The organism is Clostridium sp. NSJ-145, assembly GCF_021044725.1.
Lineage (GTDB): Bacteria > Bacillota > Clostridia > Clostridiales > Clostridiaceae > Clostridium > Clostridium disporicum_B.
The window spans coordinates 21,398-42,592 of record NZ_JAJNOS010000022.1; the positions used below are offsets into that span (position 1 = coordinate 21,398).

Here is a 21,195-nt window from a genome sequence, read left to right on the forward strand (position 1 = left end):
ATTTTTTAATTAAGTTTAAATTAAAGCTTTATTATCATATAATACTGACCATTTTCTCTTCTTTTCCCGTTATAGTTTGTTTCTATAACTGAATAATCACTTGAAAGTATAACATCAAACTTCTCAATATCTCCTGGAATATTAAACTTCCATATTACTTGTCCATTTTCTACTTTCCAATTACTACTTATCTCTCCTGATAATGTTTTAAAGGTACATTCAACTTGATTTACTTTTTTTGAGAAATATGGTTTTAAAGTAATTTTATTAGCTTTTATAGCTTCATCATTAACTCTTATTCCAGCTAATCCTTGATAAAACCATTGAGCATAACTTGAAAACATTGCATGATTATGAGAGCAATTCTTCATATCAAATTGTTCTGATAGAGCTGTTTTTCCCTCTTTAATCATATTTCCTATACTCGGATATTCATCTTTAAACAACCATTCTTCAATAACCTCATCATATCCATATTTATTTAATACTTCAAAAGTCATCATCATTCCAAAAATACCTGAACGTAAATACCCATTATCTTCTTTTATTTTATCTACATACATTTTACATAGCTTTTCTGGTTCATCAGAAATATGGGTAAAAATTGCAAATGCAAAGCTACTTTGAGATTTATTGCCGTATGTTCCATCATCATTTTTAAAGTTATCATCAATAAATGCTTTTACCTTTACTAACTCTTCTTCATATTCTTTATAAATCATATCCTCTACTAACATAGCAAAATATCTGTTATACTGTAGGAATAAATAATATGCACAACATGCTAAGAATTTCTTATCTGGAGTTCCAACTTTGAAGCTAACCTTAGTATCACTACTGCCATGGTCTCCTAAGCACTTATCTTGTAATTCTTCAATTCCTATTGACTTCAAATACAACATTTGTTTTCTTAAATATTCATATTCATCTAATATTAACTCTTTATCTCCGTAATATTGATAATGTTTATATACTAGATACGGATAAGCTAATTGCCATAATATAGGCCCCTCACCTTCACCTGTACCGTTAGTTTGAATCCCCATATACGGAGCTGTTTCAGGTACTCCCCCTTTTTTAGTTTGATCTTGTCTAAAATCTATAACTGTTTTTTCATACATTTTATCTAAATCAAACATAAAAAGACTTGATGTAGCTAATGCAACTATATCTCCCCCATAACCTAAACGTTCTCTTGCACAATCTTCAAAAACTGAATGAATATTATTTAACTTAGTCTTTAAAGCTAAATCATATAATTTATTAATCCAACTATTATCTGTTTCTAATTTACCAACTACATCTACATCTGTATAAACGTAAGTTGCTGTTATACTCTTTAAATCATCTTTCTTTAATCCTGAAACTTCAACATATCTAAATGAATGGTAAGTAAACTTGTTTGTATAATGATTTTCTCCATCCTTAGATATAATTTCATCTACTTGCATTGCCTGCTCTGGAGCTCCAGGTCCTCCATCAAACCTAATGCTTACGCCTTCAAGTACTACTCCAACATTTCCTGCTAAAGAAGAATCACAATTAACAGTATTATCTTCATTAATATTTTCAGCATAAACTAGCTTAACGCTTTTATCTTTAACTCCTAAAAATGAAATATTAATTACAGCTGATAAGGTCTCTCCAAAATCAATAATTAAATTTCCTTTACTATTAATATTTATAGATATTGGTTCAAGGATTTTTTTCCTCTTTACCTTAGGAATTTTACTTTTAACTAATTTACCTTTTTTATTATTATCTATAATTGCTTCTTTCCAATTAAGATCATCAAATCCTATTAGCTTCCAATGATCTTGAGCTTGTCTAGCATCAAATCTCTCACCAATATATAAATTATTAAATAGTAGAGGGCCATCACTTACTTTCCATGACTTATCTGTTTTTAATATACATATCTCATTCTCATGAATACTTGCAATTAAACAAGGCTCACCTATTAATCTTAATCGTTCTCTTAAATTATATTTTCCAAACAATCTTAAAGGTGCTGGATTATACATACCATTGCCTAGTTCAAATGAAATTACATTTTTGCCATCAGTTAATAATTCACTTACTTCATAGGTGTCGTAATATATAGTTTTATCATATTGAGTCCAATCAGAGTTAAGTTCATAATCTCCAACTCTCTTACCATTGATATAAGCTATATAATATCCAAGACAACCTACATTTAAGTAATAGTTACTATTTGTTTTTTTTATGTTGAATTCTTTTCTTATTAAAGTATTTGGATTGTCATCATAATAATCTGATGCATCATAGTTATACTCTTTAGGAAACTTAGAAATCCACTGTCCCTCCAAGTTGATTCTCTCTGTCGACATCTACTTCCTCCTAGTCTTAATATTGAGTAATTGTTTACACATCGATGTTTAATCATTTATCATAGCTATATTCTTATGATATTATAGTTTCTCACTCTCTACTATGCTTATAAATGCCATTACTTATAGTCCATTTCTGACATTTTATACTTTCATATAGCTTATGTATTGTAATCGTTATATAATATTATTATGTAAAGTTATTTTATTTGGGGGAAACTTAAAATGAACTTTTTAAATTTAGATACATATCTATCTCTATCATCATCTGAAATGATGTATAAAAACATATTTATTAACAATCCAGAATTTACATTAGATAAAGCTAAAACAGTAAAACATGTATCTTCTTTATTAGATAGTTTATGTAATTGTAAAAAAGGTGGCTCTGATTCTTCTTATGATCCATCAAGAGAGTTTATGGAAGAAAATATTATACCTGCTCCTTATGATGTATTGGTTAGCAAACATCTTCGTTACAGTCCTTGTTTTATTCATACACATAGCTTTTTTGAAGTTATCTATGTTGCAAACGGCAGTTGTATAAATGAGATTTCTGACCAATCAATCAATATGAAAAAAGGTGATCTTTGTATTTTAGCTCCTGGTACTTCTCATGCTATAAGCGTTTTTAATGATGACTCTATAGTATTTAATTTACTAATTAAAGCAAGTACCTTTGAAAGTGCATTTTTTGGTACACTTAGAAATAAGGATATCCTATCATCCTTCTTCTCTAGAGCACTATATTCACCCACTTCTGAATCATACTTATTATTTCCAACTGGAAATGATATAATTATTCAATCTTTAATATTAGAGATGCACTCCGAATTTAACTTATCTTTAAGTTATTCTGAACGTATGTTAAACACACTAACAACTAAGTTATTTATAACTTTACTTAGAAGCTATGAAGAAACAGTAATTGTTCCTAATCCTCTAGGTAATACACTTGATACAAATATTGTTAATATAATGAATTATATTTCAAGTAATTATAAATCAATAACACTTAAAGATTTATCAGTATATTTCAACTATAGCGAACGTCAAATGTCTCGTATTTTAAAGGATTATATAGGGAAAAGCTTTATAAATATAATTCAAGATATAAAAACTCAAAAAGCCTGTGAACTACTTAGAAACGCCGATATATCTATAAATAATATAATCGATATTGTTGGTTATTCTAATACTAGTCATTTTTATCGTGTATTTAAAAAACAATATAATATGACTCCTGTAGAGTATAGAAACAAATATATTTATCCAAAATAAGCTACATATTACATGAATAAATGCATGACTAAATAAATTAAGTCATGCATTTATTATATTTCTATTAGATTATTTATCTTATATCTAACTTCTTAAAATTAAACTTGGTTATATTGGTTTTTCTTACATAAAATTACTTATCTTTTATTTTCAATATAACTCTTAATTCCAGCTTCAAGTCTTGATAATCCGTCTTCTAATCTGATTCTTGGGCATGCTATATTCATACGCATAAATGTTTTACCATTTCCACCATAAACATATCCATTAGATACATATAATCCTGTATTGCTTCTTATATATTTGCACAATTCTGCACTATCTTCTGTTACTTTGCTACAATCAATCCATAATAAATATGTTGCATCAGATTTAACAACCTTAAGCTCTGGTAGTTTTTCATTAATAAACTCAAGTACTACACTCTTGTTTTCTGATAAATATTCAATTAGGCCATTTAGCCAAGGCTCTCCTTTTGTAAATGCTGCTATTGTAGCCTCCATTGCAAAGGCATTAGGTTCTGCAACTTCATCTGTATTTATTCCTCTATTCACTTTCTTTCTTAGCTCTTCATTTGGAATGACAATACTTGCTGTTTGTAACCCTGCTATATTAAAGGTCTTTGTAGGAGCTATACATGTTATGCTATTTTGAGCAATTTCTTTAGAAACTGATGCAAATGGAATATACTCTTTATTGCCATAAGTTAAATCACAATGAATTTCATCTGAAAGTACAGTTACATTATGCTTTAATGCTAAATTACCTATTCTTTCAAGAGTTTCTCTATCCCAAACCTTTCCTATAGGATTATGAGGATTACAAAGAATCATTAATGTTGTTTTATTATCTGAAAGCTTTCTTTCTAAATCATCAAAATCAATATAATAATTGCTACCATCATAACATAAGTCACTAGAAAGTATCTTTCTATCATTATTAACTATTGAATTATAAAAAATATTATATACAGGTGCTTGTACAACTACATTATCTCCTACAGATGTTATTTTTCTTACTATTGAAGATATAGCTGGAACAACTCCTGTACAGAATAATATCCATTCCTTCTCTATTTTAAAGTTATGCCTCTTCTCCCACCAGTTGCTTATTGATAAATAATACTCTTCTGGAATGACTGTATAGCCGAATATACCTAACTTAACCTTATTAGAAATAGCTTCAATTATCTCAGGAGCTGTTTCAAAATCCATATCTGCCACCCACATTGGCAATTCATTTTCTTTAACATCCCATTTTAATGAATTAGTATTAAATCTATTTGTTAATTTAGAAAAATTATACTCCATCTACTCCATACCCCTCTTCAATAAAAATCTTTGTATTTAATTCATCTATATCAATATCATCCATAATTACTTCATCAATTGATTTTGCTTTGATTTTACCCTTTATAGGATTCTTTACACTTTCAATTGAAGTTGAACTTTCAACATCAATAGTTGAATATTCGAAAGCAAGATCCGTCTTTATAAATTTCGAATTTTTAATTACTAGATTTTCAACATAGCATAACCCTTGTTCACTTTTAATAAAGCAATTAATAAAAGTTAAGTTTTTTGAATTCCACCCTAAATATTCTCCAATTATTGTAGAATTATAAACTGTAACATTTTCACAGTTCCAAAATGCATCCTTTGAAATTATTTTAGAGTCGTAAACTTTTATATTTTTACCTCCATCAAAAGCATAATTACCTGATAAATTTAAATCTCTAATGTCTATATCTTTACTATTTATTCCAAAGTAATCACCTTTTGCACTTACCTTATTAATCTCAATATTATTACAATTCCACAATGTCTCTAAAGCATTAGGCATAGTTACATTTTCTAATGTAATATTTCTAGATTTTCTAAATGTTTTAGGTGCATCAATTGTACTATCTTTAATATTAATATTATCTGTATACCAAATCCCTGATCTTGCCGTTTCTAAAAATGTAGTATTTTCAACATTAATATTTTGGCAATACCATAAAGGATATTTCCATTCAAAAACACAACTTTTAATATTAATATCGCTACTCTCTTTTAAAGGCGATTCTCCATCAAAAAAATTTGAATTTACTATATCTAAATTTCTACTTTTAAAAAGTGCTCGTTCACCTGTTAATAGCTCTTCATTAATTAATTTCATAACTCTCAATCCTCTCTTTTACAACACTTCTTTTTAATATCTTAGCTATATCTTAAAAGAAACTCTTACTAATTATATCTGTGCTCAAATACCTTGTTATTATAAGGCCTAAAGTTAACTTTCACTCAAGATATTTTTTTAAAATATTTTTATATATTATTTACTAAGGAAAAACACCAGGAATTATCCTAGTGTTTTCATTTTTTTCAATAAATATCTATCAATAATATTTATTAAATACTTCTGTATTCATATATAATTTATCAAATAGTTATTTACTGCTTAAATCTTTATTATCCTTATGAATTGATTCACTTCCAGCCTCAATTGCTGTTTCGTAGTACCAAATTTTATGCTTAATAAGTTCCATAATATTATTTAACTCTTCTATTTGTTGCTTTACAATTTTTTCTCGTTCATGAAAAACTTCTAACCTTGCTTGTAAAGTACTATCACCTTCCATACACATATCCATATATCTCTTTATATCTTTTATTGGCATACCAGACCTTTTCATACATGATATTATTTCTAACCCTTTAAAATCTTCATCTTTAAATACTCTAGTTCCATTTTCTTTTTTTTCAATAAAAGGCATAAGTCCTTCTTTATCGTAATATCTTAATGTCGGAACTGATACTCCCATTTTTTCTGCCACTTCTTTTATGGTATATGTCATATAAAAAACTCCTTTTTCAGTGATAATTATACCTTTCTCTACTTAACTTGTAATTGTAAATTTTACATTTAAAACTTAAAAGTTTCACATTTGACGTTAAGGAGAAGGTATTTCGTTTCATTTGTATATATCATACAAGATAAAGTTAACTTTATGTCAAGACTATATGATATTTAAATTTCCGACTCTACTTCTATATTTTTAATAAATTTTGCTGGTACTCCTGCATATACACAGTTATCTGGTACATCTTTAGTGACAACTGAACCTGCTCCAATAACAGAATTTTCTCCAACTGTTACCCCTGGACAAATTATTGCTCCAGCTCCAATCCAAGCATTACGCTTAATTTTTACACTTTTTATAATTACACCACGTCTATTTTGTGGTTCTATAGGATGGTTAACTGATAATATTTTTACCTCTGGTCCAACTAATACATTATCCTCTAAGGTGATACCACCTAAATCAACAAACATACAAGATTTATTAATAAATACATCCTTACCAATCTTTATATTTCTTCCAAAGTCAGTATTAAAAGGTGTTAAAACTTGTACAGAATTATCAATTTCACTATCTGTTATCTTTGCTAAAATCTCTCTTACTTCCTCTGGAGCTTTATACCCTAAGTTTAATTCATTTGTTAATTTTAATGTTTCTTCTAAAATTGCATTAATTTCAGTAAATATTGCATCTTTATGTGATATAAATTCCATAGTCTCTAATCTTTTTAATAAGTCCTTACTCATATTTCCTCCTAAATTCATCATAAGCAATAAATTAATTTCAATGTTATTATATCCCTAAAGTTAACTTTACCTGCAATATATTTTTATAATTTTTCATTTTTTATCTAATATTTTTTCTATAAATTAACTACAGCATTTTCAAGCTTTAATTTTTTTGCAACTAAATAACTTTTTACTACTATATATAATAAAATTAAATTAGCGACATTAATAGTTAAAGCAATAATAAATGCATACACATAAGACCCAGTAAAATCATAAATATATCCTACTAAAGACAATGCAAATGCTCCTCCAAAATTAGTAGCAAATGAAATAATTGGATAAACAGTTGAGTAATTCTCCACCCCAAAGAAATGCTTTGTTAATAAAGCAAAACCAACTGCGCCAACTGAATAAACCGAGCCAAATAAAAATGATCCAATTAATAGTACTGTTGATGATGGTGCAAGCAATAATATAACAATTGATATAATATTTATAGCTATCATAATAATAGTTGCCTTAACTGGACCTAGTTTATCACTTATAAATCCAATTACAAGCTTTGATAAAATATTTCCAACCATACCTGCTGATAACATCATTGCTCCAATAGTTGCACTATAATTTAGAGTTTCTGCAAACCCTGGTAAATGTTGCGTTATACCTGATATCGCTGTGTGTAATATAGCAAATACAAAGAAACACACAAAGCTTACATTAAAGAAATTAAAATTATTCTCACTTTTCGTAACTTCATCTATAATTTGCTTTTCCTTTGCATTATATCCATATGCTAACAACCCTATCTCTTCAGGATCAATAGAAAATGGATATATTACTGCTGGAATACATAATACAATTATACTTATTCCCATTATTATATAAGCTATTTCCCATCCAAAACTCTGTATACACTTAGTAAATATAGGTGAACACACTGCCCCTGCTATTCCACTAAAGCTTAATACAATACTTGTAGCTAAACCATGATTTTTATAAAACCACTTATTAATAATCATTGTAATAGGAACTATAGCAAACAAACCTGAACTAACTCCTCTAATAGCACCTAAAATATAGAAGCCTAGTACTCCTTTAGAAAATGCCATTAAAATTGTTGAACCCCCTGCTACTAATACACTAAATATTAGAATTACTTTATAAGAATACTTTTTCATAATTGCTGGTACAAATAATGATATAACTGCTGTTGCTAATAATGATATAGTTCCATGCATTGAAAAAGTTCCTCTCATTATACCTAAACTTTCAGATACAGACGTATAAAAAACTCCAGCTGAATTGACACAAACTCCTATTGAACTAGCTGCTAATCCACAGCATACTATTAAAACGATTAAATGTTTTATACTTCTATTTTTATTATTCATATTACCTCTCCTAAAACTCATACCTCTATATACTTTTTCTATTAGCTATTTTATATTAACCTATAGATTAAAAACATAGCCTAATTTACAATTTAAAAGCTTCTCCTGGTGCCATTATATAAATTCTATCTTCATTAATAACTTTTCCAATTAAAGCTGCTGGGTCTGCATTAAATGCATCCATTTCAGGTGCATCTATACTTCCCCAGTGTGAAAGTATAAGCTTTGCATCTGGATAGGCATTTGCAAGTTTAATTGCATCCTCTAAACCGATGTGCCATGAATTATTAGAAAAATCAAAGATAATAACATCTGGATTTTTCATATTAAGATGCTCTTCTAAAAGACGTGAATCTCCTGGTGCCCATATAGTTCCATCCTTTGTTTCAATCCGAAATCCACAATAATCTTCAAAGTTAAACTTTCTTATTTTGCTATATTTACTACTTTCATTTTGCCATGCGTGATCTGCCGGTGTTAATGTTATATCCATATCTCCAATTTTAAATGTTTCTTCTATATTATGTCCTATCCCTTTAAGTCCTTCTTCTCTCATAAGCTCTGCAACATAATGAGGTCCATGATATGAATTACAAACCTCTGATAATTCTCTACAGGTTACTCTACTAAAATGATCATTATCACAATGTGTTATTAATATTCCATCTAAATGAGATATCTCCTCAACACTTATAGGCATATCAATTAATAATGGCATATCGAATCCTTTTAAAAGAGGATCTATCATTATACAAGTTCCTCTACTATTAATCATAACACCAGCGTTACCTAGCCAACGGATAACTGTATCTTTACTTTTATTAAACGCTTCTTTACCAAAAGCTTTTGTTTTTGGTGCTACTGCTTGTTTTATTGTTTTATTCATAAATTTTCTCTCCTTAGTTTTATAATCTTATTTAAAATACTTTTTACCCTTCTATAAATACTTTTTGCTATTGAAAAAAAATTAGATTCTTTTCCATAATTTTATTTGTTAATTATATAATAACATAAACAAATTCCATGTCTAATACTTATATTAAATACCTATATATGCTTAAAAAGCATTGTATATTGTAAGTATGTAATAATTGTACATTAAAGCAACCATCTTCATACTCAATGTACTTTTCTGTTATTCTATAATTATTGATAAATTAAACCCTTTTATTTCTTCATAACTTTCTCTCTATTTATATTTTGTATAAGATTATTTTTTAACCTGGCCTATTGATAAACACTTAACAAATCTGTCTGTAAATCAATAATTAAAATATAAAAAAATCACCGATGCTTTAGATATTAATACACCGGCGCTTATAATAAACTTACAGATTTTCCTATTAACTTTTAGTAAACTAGCTACATAAACGTAAGTATATATTCCTATTTTAAATCTTTTATACCTTGCTCTAGCATCTCCATTTGTAATAAAGTTTGCTCATCTGTTATTGTTTTTTCTTTACCGTTTATTATTGCATTATATAAATCATCGTAGACTCTACCATAATCACCTTTTTCCGATTTTACCTTTTCTTCATGGTAATCTCCCTCATTATCATAATAAGTTAAAGTACCATAATGCTCTGGTAAATCAATACCAAAGTCCTCATTATGAGGCATATAGAATAATTTTAAATGTTCTTCTTGTCTATCCTTAGTCTGTTTTACAAAGCATCCTTTTTTGCCATACACAACAAAACTTGGTCTTTCTTTCACTCTAAAATAACTTGATTTTACCGATACCTTTAATGTTTCATAATATAAATCCAAGTCAAAATAATCATTCATTCTACCTTTACCTAATAACTGACGTACATCATAATGAATATTATCAGGTTTACCAAAATAGCTTATAACTTGATCTAAAGTATGACACCCATGTCCATATAAATATGAAGATGATGGTATGAAGTTATCAACTGATTCTGGTATATATGGTCTATAGTAGTCATAATGCATTTCTACTTCTAATAAATCTCCCAGCTTACCACTCTCAATAACTTTTTGTACTGTCAAAAAATCACTGTCAAATCTTCTATTTTGATAAGCTTGTACTATTAATCCTTTTTCCTTTGCTAGTTTAAATATTTCTTTAGCTTCTTCTGATGTTTCCATAAAAGGTTTTTCAACCAAACAATGTTTATTATGTTCTAAAGCTAATTTCGCATATTCATAATGACTATCATGTCTAGTACATACAACTATTAATTGAATTTCTTCATCATTTAATACTTCATTCAAATTAGAAGTATACTTTACCCCTTCAATTCTATCCCATGATTCATTTTTAGGATTTCTTTGATAAATTGTTTTCACCTTGATACTATCCCTTTGTAATACAAATGGGAGATGATATCTATTTGTACTTTTTCCATTACCTATATAACCTATTGTTAACATAATTACCTCCTAAATTATCTCTATTCCAACTTGCTTTCTAGCTTCGTCTAATATTTCAATAACATTTAATGTATGATTATTATATTCCGCAACTACTTCATAATCTTTTTCTTTAATAACTCTTGCAAATTCTTCAATTTCATAAAATAATCTATTTTTATTACTATTAAGATTATAATGTTTAATTTCACCTAAATTACTGCCTTTAATAAAATTATTAAATACATTAGCTGGCTCATCACTATGAATAAATCCTTTATCCCCTTGAATATTTATAGTGACAGGCGCTTTACAATCCTTGGCACCTATTGATACACATTTAAATGTTGGATATTCTAATGTAAGTATTCCTGATGTATCAATATTTCTTTCAACATTTGCAATATACTGTATTTTATCTGGCTTTCCAAAAAGACCTAAAATGAAATGAATATTATATACATTAAGATCCATTAAAGCTCCTCCAGATTTCTTAGGATCAAATACTGGTAATACTTTACCTTCTTTGAACAAATCATACCTTCTTGAATATTGAGAATAATTTAATTGCACTATTTTTATATCACCAAGATCCTTTAATGTATCTTTTATATTAAGATAATTTGGTAAATACTGATTTGAAATCGCCTCAAAAATAAATAGTTTCTTCTCATTTGCAAAACCTATTAATTCTTTAGCTTCTTTATATGAAGATACAAATGGCTTTTCAAGTATTACATTTTTTCCTGACTCTAATGCTTCCATTGCAAATTTGTAATGAAGACTATTAGGCACAGCTACATATACTATTTCAATCTCATCTTTCAGCATATCACTATAACTTGTGTAAATATTATTTATAGTATTTTCTTCTGCTAACTTTTTCATTATTTTTAAATCTGATTCTTGTCCTGATATACTAACTACTTCTATATCTTGAATTTCTTTTGCTGCATTTAAGAAATCTGGTACTATAGTTCCTGCACCTACAATGCCTAATTTCATACTATTCATCTCCTCTTGATAATAAGTATTTTAATCCTTTAATAATAAGTCCATGATCCTCTTCTGAAGATAATCCTGAAACTGATATTATTCCAACCGTCCCTACACTTTTAACCCTTATAGGTACTGCACCTGGAGTTACTGCATATTCTCTAGCATCACCATATTTTTCATCAAAAGTTAAATTTTCAGATTTAAGTTTATACGCAATTAGTGCTGAACTTTTATCAAATCTTTTCACAACATTAATTTTCTTTTCTATCCAATAAAAATTATTAAACGATGAATTATCATTTAAATACTCAAAAACTATATTATTATTTTTAATTATTCTAATTGCAACAGCATAATTTTTAGATATTGCAATTTCACTTATGTATTTTCCTAAAATAAATGCATCCTTATTCATAAAAGAATCTAATATAATCTCACTATCCTCTTTAAGTAATTCTTTATAATCCATGTATACTTCTCCCCTTTCAACTTCATGTTATCATACTAAAATATCTATATCTATAAATCCTAGAATTCTGAAAAAAAAGTTCAGAATTTGCACTCTAAGAGAATACAAACCTGAACTTTATTTTTGTTCTGACTTTTCTATTTTATATTTTTTATTATAATTTTTTCTAAAATCGCTAGCAAAAATAATAGCATAAATACAATTTAAAATATAATTAATTGCTATTTGAGAATAATATGTAGCTATTTTTCCTTCAACTGCTTCTCTATTAGGAAATATTATAGTTCCATCATATCCAGATATATTCTTATCGGCAGTTATAATTAATATTTTACATCCACTTCTCTTTAAAACCCTCATATCTCTATCTTGAATTAGATTTTTCCCTGAATATGATACAAACAAAGCTACATCATCTCTTGTAACATTATAAGTATTAGTAGAAATCTCACCATATTGATTTGCTATAACAGTATTTATTTTTAATTTACTCAATCTATTTGCAAAACCTATTGAACTTATAAGAGAATCACCATTTGCATATATATATGTGCTATTAGCATTTATTATATATTTAGCTACTTTTGAAATTGCTAAAGAATCTATTGATTCATAACATGTATCAATAGCCTCTTTAGATAAATCAGCTATTCTCTTAATTATCTCCTCTTCACTTTCTTTTTCACCAAAAGGATGATTTATATCAACATCGCTCTTTTCTTTTCGCCTTTTTTCCACTTCTTTAATAAACTGAACTTTAAATTGTCTGTATCCACTTAATCCAATTTTACGACAAAGTCGTACTATCGTTGCATTAGAAGTAAAAGTTATTGCTGCTAAATCTGATATATTAAGATTTATTATTTTATCTTGATTTTCTAATATATATCTAACTAGCTCACACTCAACAGGAGTTAAATCATCTTGAGATTTTAATCTTTCTATAATTGACATTACATTTTCCTCCTAAAATATCAGCTCTAACCTTATTAAATTCATCTATTTACTGATTTACAGCTTTCTTACGATAGTAAAAGACCTGTAATCTCTCTTCTAAAGTATCGTCACCTACTAAACACATATCCATAAACCTCTTAATTTCCTTAATTGGCATACGAGAGCTTTTCATATATGAAATCATTTGTATTCCTCCAAAATCCTCATCCTTAAAAACTCTTGTTTCGTTTTCTCTTTTATCAACAAATGGCATAAGTCCTTCTTTATAGTAATATCTTAATTTTGATACACTTACTCCTAACTTCTATGCCACTTGTTTTATTGTATAATTTATAGAGCTTCTCCTTCCTGCATTAATTAAAACTCATCTTATATACATCTTTAATTCTTTACTTACTATTACATTTAATTATAGTTTACTTTTAATATATTTAGCAATTGCTATCTTTAATCTATTAAGCCAATCTTCTAATCTTTTTCTTAGACATACAATTTTTATTCTTATAAATTTTTGTCCATTTAATCTAAACACTCTATTCCTAAATAGATTTTAAATTAAGCTTCATTTATATAAATATTATTATTTCTTCATATATCCCCTCAATAATATCTAATTATCAAAATGATAAGCTTTAATTATTTATCACATTAACCACATGCTGAACTGCATTCTGTTGGTTTCTTTTCTGGTTGTTTTCATTCCCCAGCACCACATTAACTACCATAGCTAAAAGCATACGCATTGTTTTTTCATCTAATTATTTGATTATTTAATAAGGGTTCATAAAAATAGAACTTTGTACTTCCCTATTGCTAGATATAAGTACAAATTATTTTCTTCAATATCTTTTATTCCCCCATAAAATCTGCTTTTTATTACTTATTCATTACCTTAACTTCTGTATCTTTAAATCTCATTTTAATTAGATAAAATATATTAGTTATATTTTAAAATTAAGCTTAAAAGCCGTTACACTAATGTAACAGCTCCTTAAATTGAAATCTATACAAGTTTTTGCTCAAATATATTATCTAAATTAACTTTCTTAATCCTATTATTAATTTCATTTATATCAGTAGTATAAAGACCTAACTCTTCCATCCTCTTTAAATATCCTGCTCCTGCAAAAGTATATCTATTCATTCTTCCTTCTCTTGTCGCTGCTTTTTCATTTGCATATCCAATTAAGTCTCCTATTGCTATTGATGCTGGTAATATTAATAGTGGCATTCCTAACATAAGTCTTACAGCATTATGACCTGCTAGTGATCCCGTACATATTGCTTCTGCATGATGTCCAAACTACGAAATTTTTAGTCCAGTCAGCACTTTTAATTACAGTTCATAACTCTTCTAACATATTTAGGTTTTTACTTGTATATGTAATACTAATTGTATTACAGTCGCTATCCCAAACTATATTATCAAATATTTTCCTAAGCACTTTCTTTTTATCTTCATGCTTTAATATTTCAAAGGTATCTTTAAAATTTTGTATCTTATTTTTGATTTCTTCTATATCTATTTCACTTTTAATTACCATATTAGAACTCTGTTCGATATCTGATAATTTTTCATTTAATTCATTAATCCCAGTATTAATGTTTCTTATTATTTCTTGATATTCAACTATTATTTCTTTATCTACTTCAGGATCTAGATTTGAAAGTTGAATGAACATATTATTCTTTTTATTCTTTAAAAGCTTTATCTTATCATATATTTCTTCTAATTTTTCATTATCTTCTTTAAATATCTCATTCTGAAGTATTTTATCTAATTCTTTTATTACTTTAGATGCATCATATCCGACTACTTCTTCAATGACTCTTTTATCGACCAACGACCCATTAATATTCTTTTTATTGCATAAAGCTCCTCCACTACTAATCTTCATACTACAAGTATAATAATAAGGTCTTGTCCCATCATTAAGTTGCCTTGATTTTGTTACATTCATAACAGCTCCACAAGAACATCTTAAAATTCCACTCAAAAGCCCAGCAGTAGAATTACCTCTATTTGGTTTCTTATCCTTATTCATATTCATTATTTCTTGAACCTTTAGCCAATGATCTGGTTGTATTACCCCCGAATGTTTAGATGTAGATGCAATTTTAGGATTATTTCTTGTCTTATCATTTGACCTTTTACAATAAGTCAAAATTCCTTTTCCATCTTCATTATTTGTTACAATATATCCATCCTCTTCTAAATATTCTATAATATCCTCATTACACATAACATAATTAGGATTTATAAGAATACTTTTTATTGAAGATTTATTTATATATCCACCTTTTTTACCTCTAACTCCCCTTTGTAACAAATACTTATGAACCTGGCTTAAAGATTGCATCTCTAAATATAAATTATAAATTTGCAATACAATATCCATCTCATCTTCTTTAATTATAAGTGAGCTAAAGTATCTTGTTTTTCCATGAGAATCTGTAAATGACTCTCTAATATGCTTAAATCCATAGGGTTCTTGTCCACCAAGCCAGCGACCATCTTTAGCCAAAATGTACATATTATCCGTAATACGTTGTATCATATCATCTCTTTCAAATTGTGATATGCTAGCCAAAATGGTTAGAAACATAGTTCCCATTGGACTAGACGTATCTATCTTCTCAGTTACAGAATGTAAAGCACAATTAAATTCTTTAAAGATATCAATTGTCTCTAATATATCTTTAACTTTTCTACCTAACCTGTTAAGCTGATATACTACAACTGAATCTAACTCTTTCCCTTTAACCATGTGCATCATCCTTTTAAATCCGGGTCTTTCAGTATTCTTGCCACTGAACCCCTCATCCTCAAAAATTATAATCTCTATATCTTTTTGTTCAGAATAAATAAAATTAATGTAATCCCTACATCTATCAATTTGATTTCCTATAGAGTCTCCTTTTCCCGTAAATTTAGATTTTCTTGAATATATAGCTATTTTCATATTAATTTCACCTTTCTTAATAATTATTTTAAATTATTTAGTAAGGTATTTGTGTATTACAATTTCTAGATTACCTTTCACCTTAATATTTTACAAGTTTTAAATATTGGAATCATGTCATTTACTCTCATCCTTATTGCTTTTCTTATTAAACTGATTAACCAATAGTTTACATGTATCCTTTCCAAAGACATTTAGTAATCCCCTTGCAACTGTTTTATATCCTTCTGCTGTAACACACTCCCCCTCTACTTCATTTATAATGACTTTAATATTGTCCTTCAAAATAGATTCACCTTATTAATTAATACTTATAATTATCCTATGAAATTAATAATGATTTTGTTACTAGCCCTACCCTCAAATAATTCACATCAAAATCTAAAGAGATTTCTGACATATTTATTCTCAGAAATCTCTTTAGATCTATTTATTCTTTTTTATATAAACTGTTTTGGTATCAGAATCCCAAATCATCTCTTTAATTATCATTCTTAATATATTCTTTCGTGTATCTAAATCAGCTTCTTCAAATAATATATCTCTTAAACTTTTATTATTTAAGGATAAAGTATATTCTTCTACTTTATTATTAATATTAGGTATCATTTTATCTATTAATTCTAGTTTCTCATTGACTTTTACAATTCTTAAATACTTTTTATCTATTGCCCTAGTTAAACTAATTACTCTAGCCTCATTATTTGATTCAAGAATAATGAGCTTCTCAACTAATTTATTATATTGAGTATCTAGATTACTTTTTTCTTTATTTAGATTTTTATAACCAACACTTACTTTCTTTAAAACTTTGCTATAATTACTTCTCATATTTTGAATTAATACACTCTTATTAATTTTTACTATATCCTCAAAAAGCATTTTTTCTAAGTTTGTCCCATTTACATTTTTATTACCACACTTTACAGAGCAGCAATAATATACCTTTTCCTCTTTAATAGAAGCTATTTTCATATCTGCTCCACATCTACATTTCAGCAAGTTATCTAATGCACTTTTTCTTGACTTCCCTTTTTTAGGTGCTAGCTTTAAGTTATTCTTCAAAATTCTTTGAACTTCTAACCATTTATCAGCTTCAATAACACCATCATGATGCAATGTAAAGAAATGCTTCTTTCTATATTCTTCATTCAAAAATTCTGCTTTTGACTTTTTACCGTAGGTGTTGCCACCTTTCCCAAACTCTATTTCTCCAATTTCGAATCCTTGTCCATAAAAGTAATCAACTACCTTTTCATTAGTTTTTACGTTAGCTGGGTTCGTTAATATACTTCTTACTGTAGTTTTACATATATCATTTCCATACTTTCCACATACATTATCTTCATGTAAAATCTTAGTTACTTTAGAAATAGATTGATGCTTTAAATATAATTCATATATTCTAATAACGTTATATATCTCTATCTCATTAATAGAATAATATGATTCTTTTTTCAGCGAGTCATTTATAAATATTTCTCGACTATTATTTGTATATCCGAATGGAGCTTGGCTACCTGTTTTAATTGAAAGCTCTGCTTTTCTAAATGCGTTCTCAGCCTGATTTTTTTTAGTTACATTTAGTTCAGTTTCAGCATTATTACAATTACTTATAAAATAGCTTAATCCTTCGGGTGTATCTATGTGAAGGTTCCCTTTTTGATAAATATATAAATCCACTTTTTTAGCTCTCAAGAATTTTGATAACGCTACGCCTTCTTCTACATCTCTAACTAATCTATTTTCTGCGTAAGAATAAACAATACACTTTTTATTATTTCTAATAAAATTCTTCATTTTATTGTATTCTGGTCTAGTAGCATCATCACCTGACTTATTTTCCTCTGGAAAAATTTTTATTTCAGCTTTATCTCCAAAATACTTTTTTGCTTCTCTCTTACATCTATCTACTTGTGTTTCGAAAGTTACACCATACTCTAGCTTCTTACTTTTTCTAATATATATAAGAATAAATAACTCTTCTAAATTTGAATTAAATTCTACTTTAAGCATCTTGTACTAATCCTCCAACATGATATCTTCAGTATTTTTCTTCAACACTTCTGATATATACTTCTCCAATATTGATTCTGCAATAAACTTATATACTGTTTTGCCAAGCTCTACTTCTTTTTCTTCATTTTCATAAACTTCAAACTTAATTTTTTTAATCATAACATGGTCTCCTAACAAATTAATTTATTAGGTCATCCATAACCGTTAAAGATAAATTCCTTTTTATCTCTTTTCAACTTCCTTTAAAGCTAATTTTATTCTTAGTTCGTCACTCTCACGTTGGTATTTATATTCTTTCTCTACTGTGCTTTTAAGTTCATTTAGCAGAATAGATATTTTTTCATCCCGTATTTCTATTTCCTTATCTTTATCCTTAATAATATTTTTTAGCTCTATATTTTTTATAATAGCTTCACCTACAATATTGTTTTTATTTTCTTCCAATTTAAATTTATCAAAATATCCTAACAGTACATGCATAAACTCTGCTTGTGTTATGCCTTCACTCTTAACTACATCTTTAAACTGGTTGTAATCAGCATCATAAAATCTTATCGATCTATTTTTGCTTATATTTTTCATATTAGAACCTCCACAATTTATTGGAGGCATCCCTGCCGCTGTCGCTCAATTATTATCCATAGCTAAAAAACCTCTTATAAACCCAAATTTAATTTCAAAATACTATCATAACATTCCTCCTCATATTTTTTATCTTCTATAACTTTCTCAAAATAAGATTAACATATTTAACTTAGATTTTCATTTAATCTTCAATTTTTTGAAGCTTTATTTTGTATGAAATTTAAACTTTTTATAATATTTCTATAGTCCTAATAGGCTTTGATAAGTATTTTTTGTCCATATGTACTAAACATATCTTTCATTATCTACCTATTAAACAATTTTAGATTATTCTTTAAGACTATACCACCTAAATAATGTTTAAATTCTTCAAATATTTCTTGCAGTATCTTTAAATTCTCTTCCAGCGCTATTGTAACTCTTAATATAAAAGTTTATAAAAGTTTCATTATTAAAACGTATGAATTTATTAACTTTTTCTGTTGAAACTTCCCAAAATTTTGATATTATCATTCGCAATAACAACCAATATATTTTTCTTAATTTTAAAGCAATTATGTATTCTTATAGGGTTAACATCATTTATTTCTCTATCTTACCTTTCAATTATACAGCCCCTTTGGGTATTAATTGTCATTCTATAATTTTATATTTATTCCCTCTTTAACTTTATTTACTGCATCTTCTGAAGTTAAGTTATAATCTTTAATAATTCATCTACCTTAGCAGTTCTCCCAAAAGTATCGTTTATTTCACCTCTTAAAACTAGAACTGGATAATTTTCAGCTACAACTAATCCTAGTCCATCAATTATACTGTGTTCTTCTGCAGTAACTACTGCTCCAATTTCTTTTTCTCTATAGCTGTATCAACTATTATTCCTATAGCAAATATAGTTGTATCAATATCTTCCGAAACTACTACTCCTTTACCTTTTACAGTTTTACAAACTATTACAGTAAATTGATCTTTATGATTCTTAAAAAAAGACAGTAGATATATTGTTATTACACAAATCTATCTACTGTCCCTCTTATGCCTACAAAAATAATTTACAAATTACATATACCATTATTGATAATACATATGTGACCACCACAATTATCATTGCTGCTCTAATTTTAGCCAAATCTAACTTCTTACGTCCAAATTTAGAACATAATAAAATACTCTCTAAATTTTATTGGTATTTTTCACGAATAATGCTGCTAACTCTATACATAAAAATATTGTTGTAAACATAGCTATCTTCCCAATAAACTATATATATCTTGCCCATCTATCTATTCATAATTAAAAGATGTCTCTATTTGTGAATTTTGACTTATAAAAACTTCTTTCTCTTCTTCATTAGGCACTTGAGTTTTTAGATAGTCAAAAATAATTTTATCTCTCTCTTCATAACAATCTCAAATTATATCCAAAGGAATAAAATTGAGTAAATAGTATGAGATATACTCTGGTATCCCTTGAAATGTCCTACGTATTTAATTAGGAATAATTAGATAATAAATACTTCTAAAAGCTAGTACAATAGCTTTTATTTTTTATATTTTCAATTTAGTATCCATTAGAAAATATACTTTTTTAAGTATAAAAATTCGCAAAAATCTCATCCTGTTGTTTTCTTGCTAAAATTTAATTAATACCTATTAATAATCTATTTAAAAGATTATATTAATTTAAATTTAAGAAATAACTATGAGGATTTTTTATGTAAGAAATTGAAGTTTTATACTAATCAGAAGCAATGCAACTTTTAAGAATAGAAAAAAGTACTATGCAAAACTTATTGCATAGTAAAGGCTTTCCTTTTTATAGAATCGGTAGAATATGGTATGTTAATGAAATTAAATTACTTGAATGGATAAATACTCATGACTCTAAATATTAATTATTCTATATACTTAATATTTAAAATGATTTTAATTAATGAATTATCTTCTAACAGAAATACCTATATCAGAACACTCTGATATAGGTATTTTTAACGTTATAAATTAAATCAATTAAACTAATTAATTTTTTTATTGTAGTAATTTACTAAATATACTTATTTTATTATAAGGTTCCTCTTAAGTAATGTTATTTTAACCATAAGCCGAGTTCTGTAAAATATTTTACGTATATTTTTCATATCTTTTCAAACTAAGATCCTTGGATTACCAAGGATCTTTATCTCTTTTTATATTTTTATTGTATCTATTTACTTTAGAATTTTG

At 27.2% G+C, this 21,195-nt stretch carries 19 protein-coding genes and 2 pseudogenes; 2 read left to right on the forward strand and 19 right to left on the reverse strand.

Annotation, left to right across the window (positions count from 1 at the left end):
- Positions 1-20 precede the first annotated feature (20 nt).
- Entirely contained in the window at positions 21-2,351 is a 2,331-nt protein-coding gene (locus LQE93_RS15315; protein ID WP_231074319.1) for a family 78 glycoside hydrolase catalytic domain, read from the reverse strand.
- Between the two features lie 225 nt (positions 2,352-2,576).
- On the opposite strand from LQE93_RS15315, the gene LQE93_RS15320 reads away from it, so the two are divergent.
- Positions 2,577-3,632, forward strand: a complete 1,056-nt coding sequence (locus LQE93_RS15320) for an AraC family transcriptional regulator (protein WP_055266860.1) — start codon at positions 2,577-2,579, stop codon at positions 3,630-3,632.
- A 137-nt stretch (positions 3,633-3,769) separates the two neighbouring features.
- On the opposite strand, the gene LQE93_RS15325 is transcribed toward LQE93_RS15320, so the two are convergent.
- From LQE93_RS15325 to LQE93_RS15410, 18 genes and pseudogenes are all read right to left on the reverse strand, one after another.
- Entirely contained in the window at positions 3,770-4,942 is a 1,173-nt protein-coding gene (locus LQE93_RS15325; RefSeq protein WP_186838531.1) for a MalY/PatB family protein, read from the reverse strand.
- On the reverse strand, positions 4,932-5,792 hold the full coding sequence (locus LQE93_RS15330; RefSeq protein ID WP_231074321.1) for a DUF3737 family protein: 861 nt from the start codon (positions 5,790-5,792) through the stop codon (positions 4,932-4,934). Before LQE93_RS15330 ends, LQE93_RS15325 begins: the two co-directional genes overlap by 11 nt.
- 271 nt (positions 5,793-6,063) lie before the next feature.
- Positions 6,064-6,471, reverse strand: a complete 408-nt coding sequence (locus LQE93_RS15335; RefSeq protein ID WP_186838533.1) for a MerR family transcriptional regulator — start codon at positions 6,469-6,471, stop codon at positions 6,064-6,066.
- 173 nt (positions 6,472-6,644) lie between these two features.
- Positions 6,645-7,223, reverse strand: coding sequence for a sugar O-acetyltransferase (locus tag LQE93_RS15340; RefSeq protein ID WP_084759026.1), 579 nt, complete (start codon positions 7,221-7,223; stop codon positions 6,645-6,647).
- Between the two features lie 116 nt (positions 7,224-7,339).
- Positions 7,340-8,599 carry an MFS transporter gene (locus LQE93_RS15345; protein ID WP_231074322.1) on the reverse strand — a complete coding sequence of 420 codons (1,260 nt, stop codon included), beginning with the start codon at positions 8,597-8,599 and terminating at the stop codon, positions 7,340-7,342.
- Positions 8,600-8,684: 85 nt separating this feature from the next.
- Positions 8,685-9,485 carry an MBL fold metallo-hydrolase gene (locus LQE93_RS15350; RefSeq protein ID WP_231074324.1) on the reverse strand — a complete coding sequence of 267 codons (801 nt, stop codon included), beginning with the start codon at positions 9,483-9,485 and terminating at the stop codon, positions 8,685-8,687.
- Positions 9,486-9,985: 500 nt separating this feature from the next.
- Positions 9,986-11,002 carry an oxidoreductase gene (locus LQE93_RS15355; protein ID WP_231074325.1) on the reverse strand — a complete coding sequence of 339 codons (1,017 nt, stop codon included), beginning with the start codon at positions 11,000-11,002 and terminating at the stop codon, positions 9,986-9,988.
- A gap of 9 nt (positions 11,003-11,011) precedes the next feature.
- Positions 11,012-11,986, reverse strand: a complete 975-nt coding sequence (locus LQE93_RS15360; RefSeq protein ID WP_231074327.1) for a Gfo/Idh/MocA family protein — start codon at positions 11,984-11,986, stop codon at positions 11,012-11,014.
- A gap of 1 nt (position 11,987) precedes the next feature.
- The gene (locus LQE93_RS15365) at positions 11,988-12,449 is read right to left on the reverse strand and encodes a heme-binding protein (protein WP_231074329.1); all 462 of its coding nucleotides are present in this window, start codon (positions 12,447-12,449) and stop codon (positions 11,988-11,990) included.
- Positions 12,450-12,566: 117 nt separating this feature from the next.
- On the reverse strand, positions 12,567-13,403 hold the full coding sequence (locus LQE93_RS15370) for a MurR/RpiR family transcriptional regulator (protein WP_231074330.1): 837 nt from the start codon (positions 13,401-13,403) through the stop codon (positions 12,567-12,569).
- A gap of 49 nt (positions 13,404-13,452) precedes the next feature.
- Positions 13,453-13,698, reverse strand: a pseudogene (locus tag LQE93_RS15375) (MerR family transcriptional regulator); the annotation flags it as partial.
- A gap of 711 nt (positions 13,699-14,409) precedes the next feature.
- Positions 14,410-14,709: pseudogene (locus tag LQE93_RS15380) on the reverse strand (FAD-dependent oxidoreductase); the annotation flags it as partial.
- A gap of 40 nt (positions 14,710-14,749) precedes the next feature.
- Positions 14,750-16,369 carry a recombinase family protein gene (locus LQE93_RS15385; RefSeq protein ID WP_231074331.1) on the reverse strand — a complete coding sequence of 540 codons (1,620 nt, stop codon included), beginning with the start codon at positions 16,367-16,369 and terminating at the stop codon, positions 14,750-14,752.
- A 117-nt stretch (positions 16,370-16,486) separates the two neighbouring features.
- Positions 16,487-16,654 (reverse strand): hypothetical protein, encoded by a 168-nt coding sequence (locus tag LQE93_RS15390; RefSeq protein WP_231074332.1) that lies wholly within the window; start codon positions 16,652-16,654, stop codon positions 16,487-16,489.
- A 141-nt stretch (positions 16,655-16,795) separates the two neighbouring features.
- The gene (locus LQE93_RS15395; protein ID WP_231074334.1) at positions 16,796-18,385 is read right to left on the reverse strand and encodes a recombinase family protein; all 1,590 of its coding nucleotides are present in this window, start codon (positions 18,383-18,385) and stop codon (positions 16,796-16,798) included.
- Positions 18,386-18,391: 6 nt separating this feature from the next.
- Positions 18,392-18,547: a hypothetical protein gene (locus tag LQE93_RS15400; protein ID WP_231074335.1), complete on the reverse strand. Its 156-nt coding sequence runs from the start codon at positions 18,545-18,547 to the stop codon at positions 18,392-18,394.
- A 63-nt stretch (positions 18,548-18,610) separates the two neighbouring features.
- Complete coding sequence (locus LQE93_RS15405) at positions 18,611-18,970, reverse strand: hypothetical protein (protein ID WP_231074337.1); 360 nt, start codon at positions 18,968-18,970, stop codon at positions 18,611-18,613.
- Positions 18,971-19,342: 372 nt separating this feature from the next.
- Positions 19,343-19,486: a hypothetical protein gene (locus LQE93_RS15410; protein ID WP_231074338.1), complete on the reverse strand. Its 144-nt coding sequence runs from the start codon at positions 19,484-19,486 to the stop codon at positions 19,343-19,345.
- A gap of 1,237 nt (positions 19,487-20,723) precedes the next feature.
- On the opposite strand from LQE93_RS15410, the gene LQE93_RS16955 reads away from it, so the two are divergent.
- On the forward strand, positions 20,724-20,867 hold the full coding sequence (locus tag LQE93_RS16955; RefSeq protein ID WP_442870541.1) for a helix-turn-helix domain-containing protein: 144 nt from the start codon (positions 20,724-20,726) through the stop codon (positions 20,865-20,867).
- Positions 20,868-21,195: the final 328 nt, after the last annotated feature.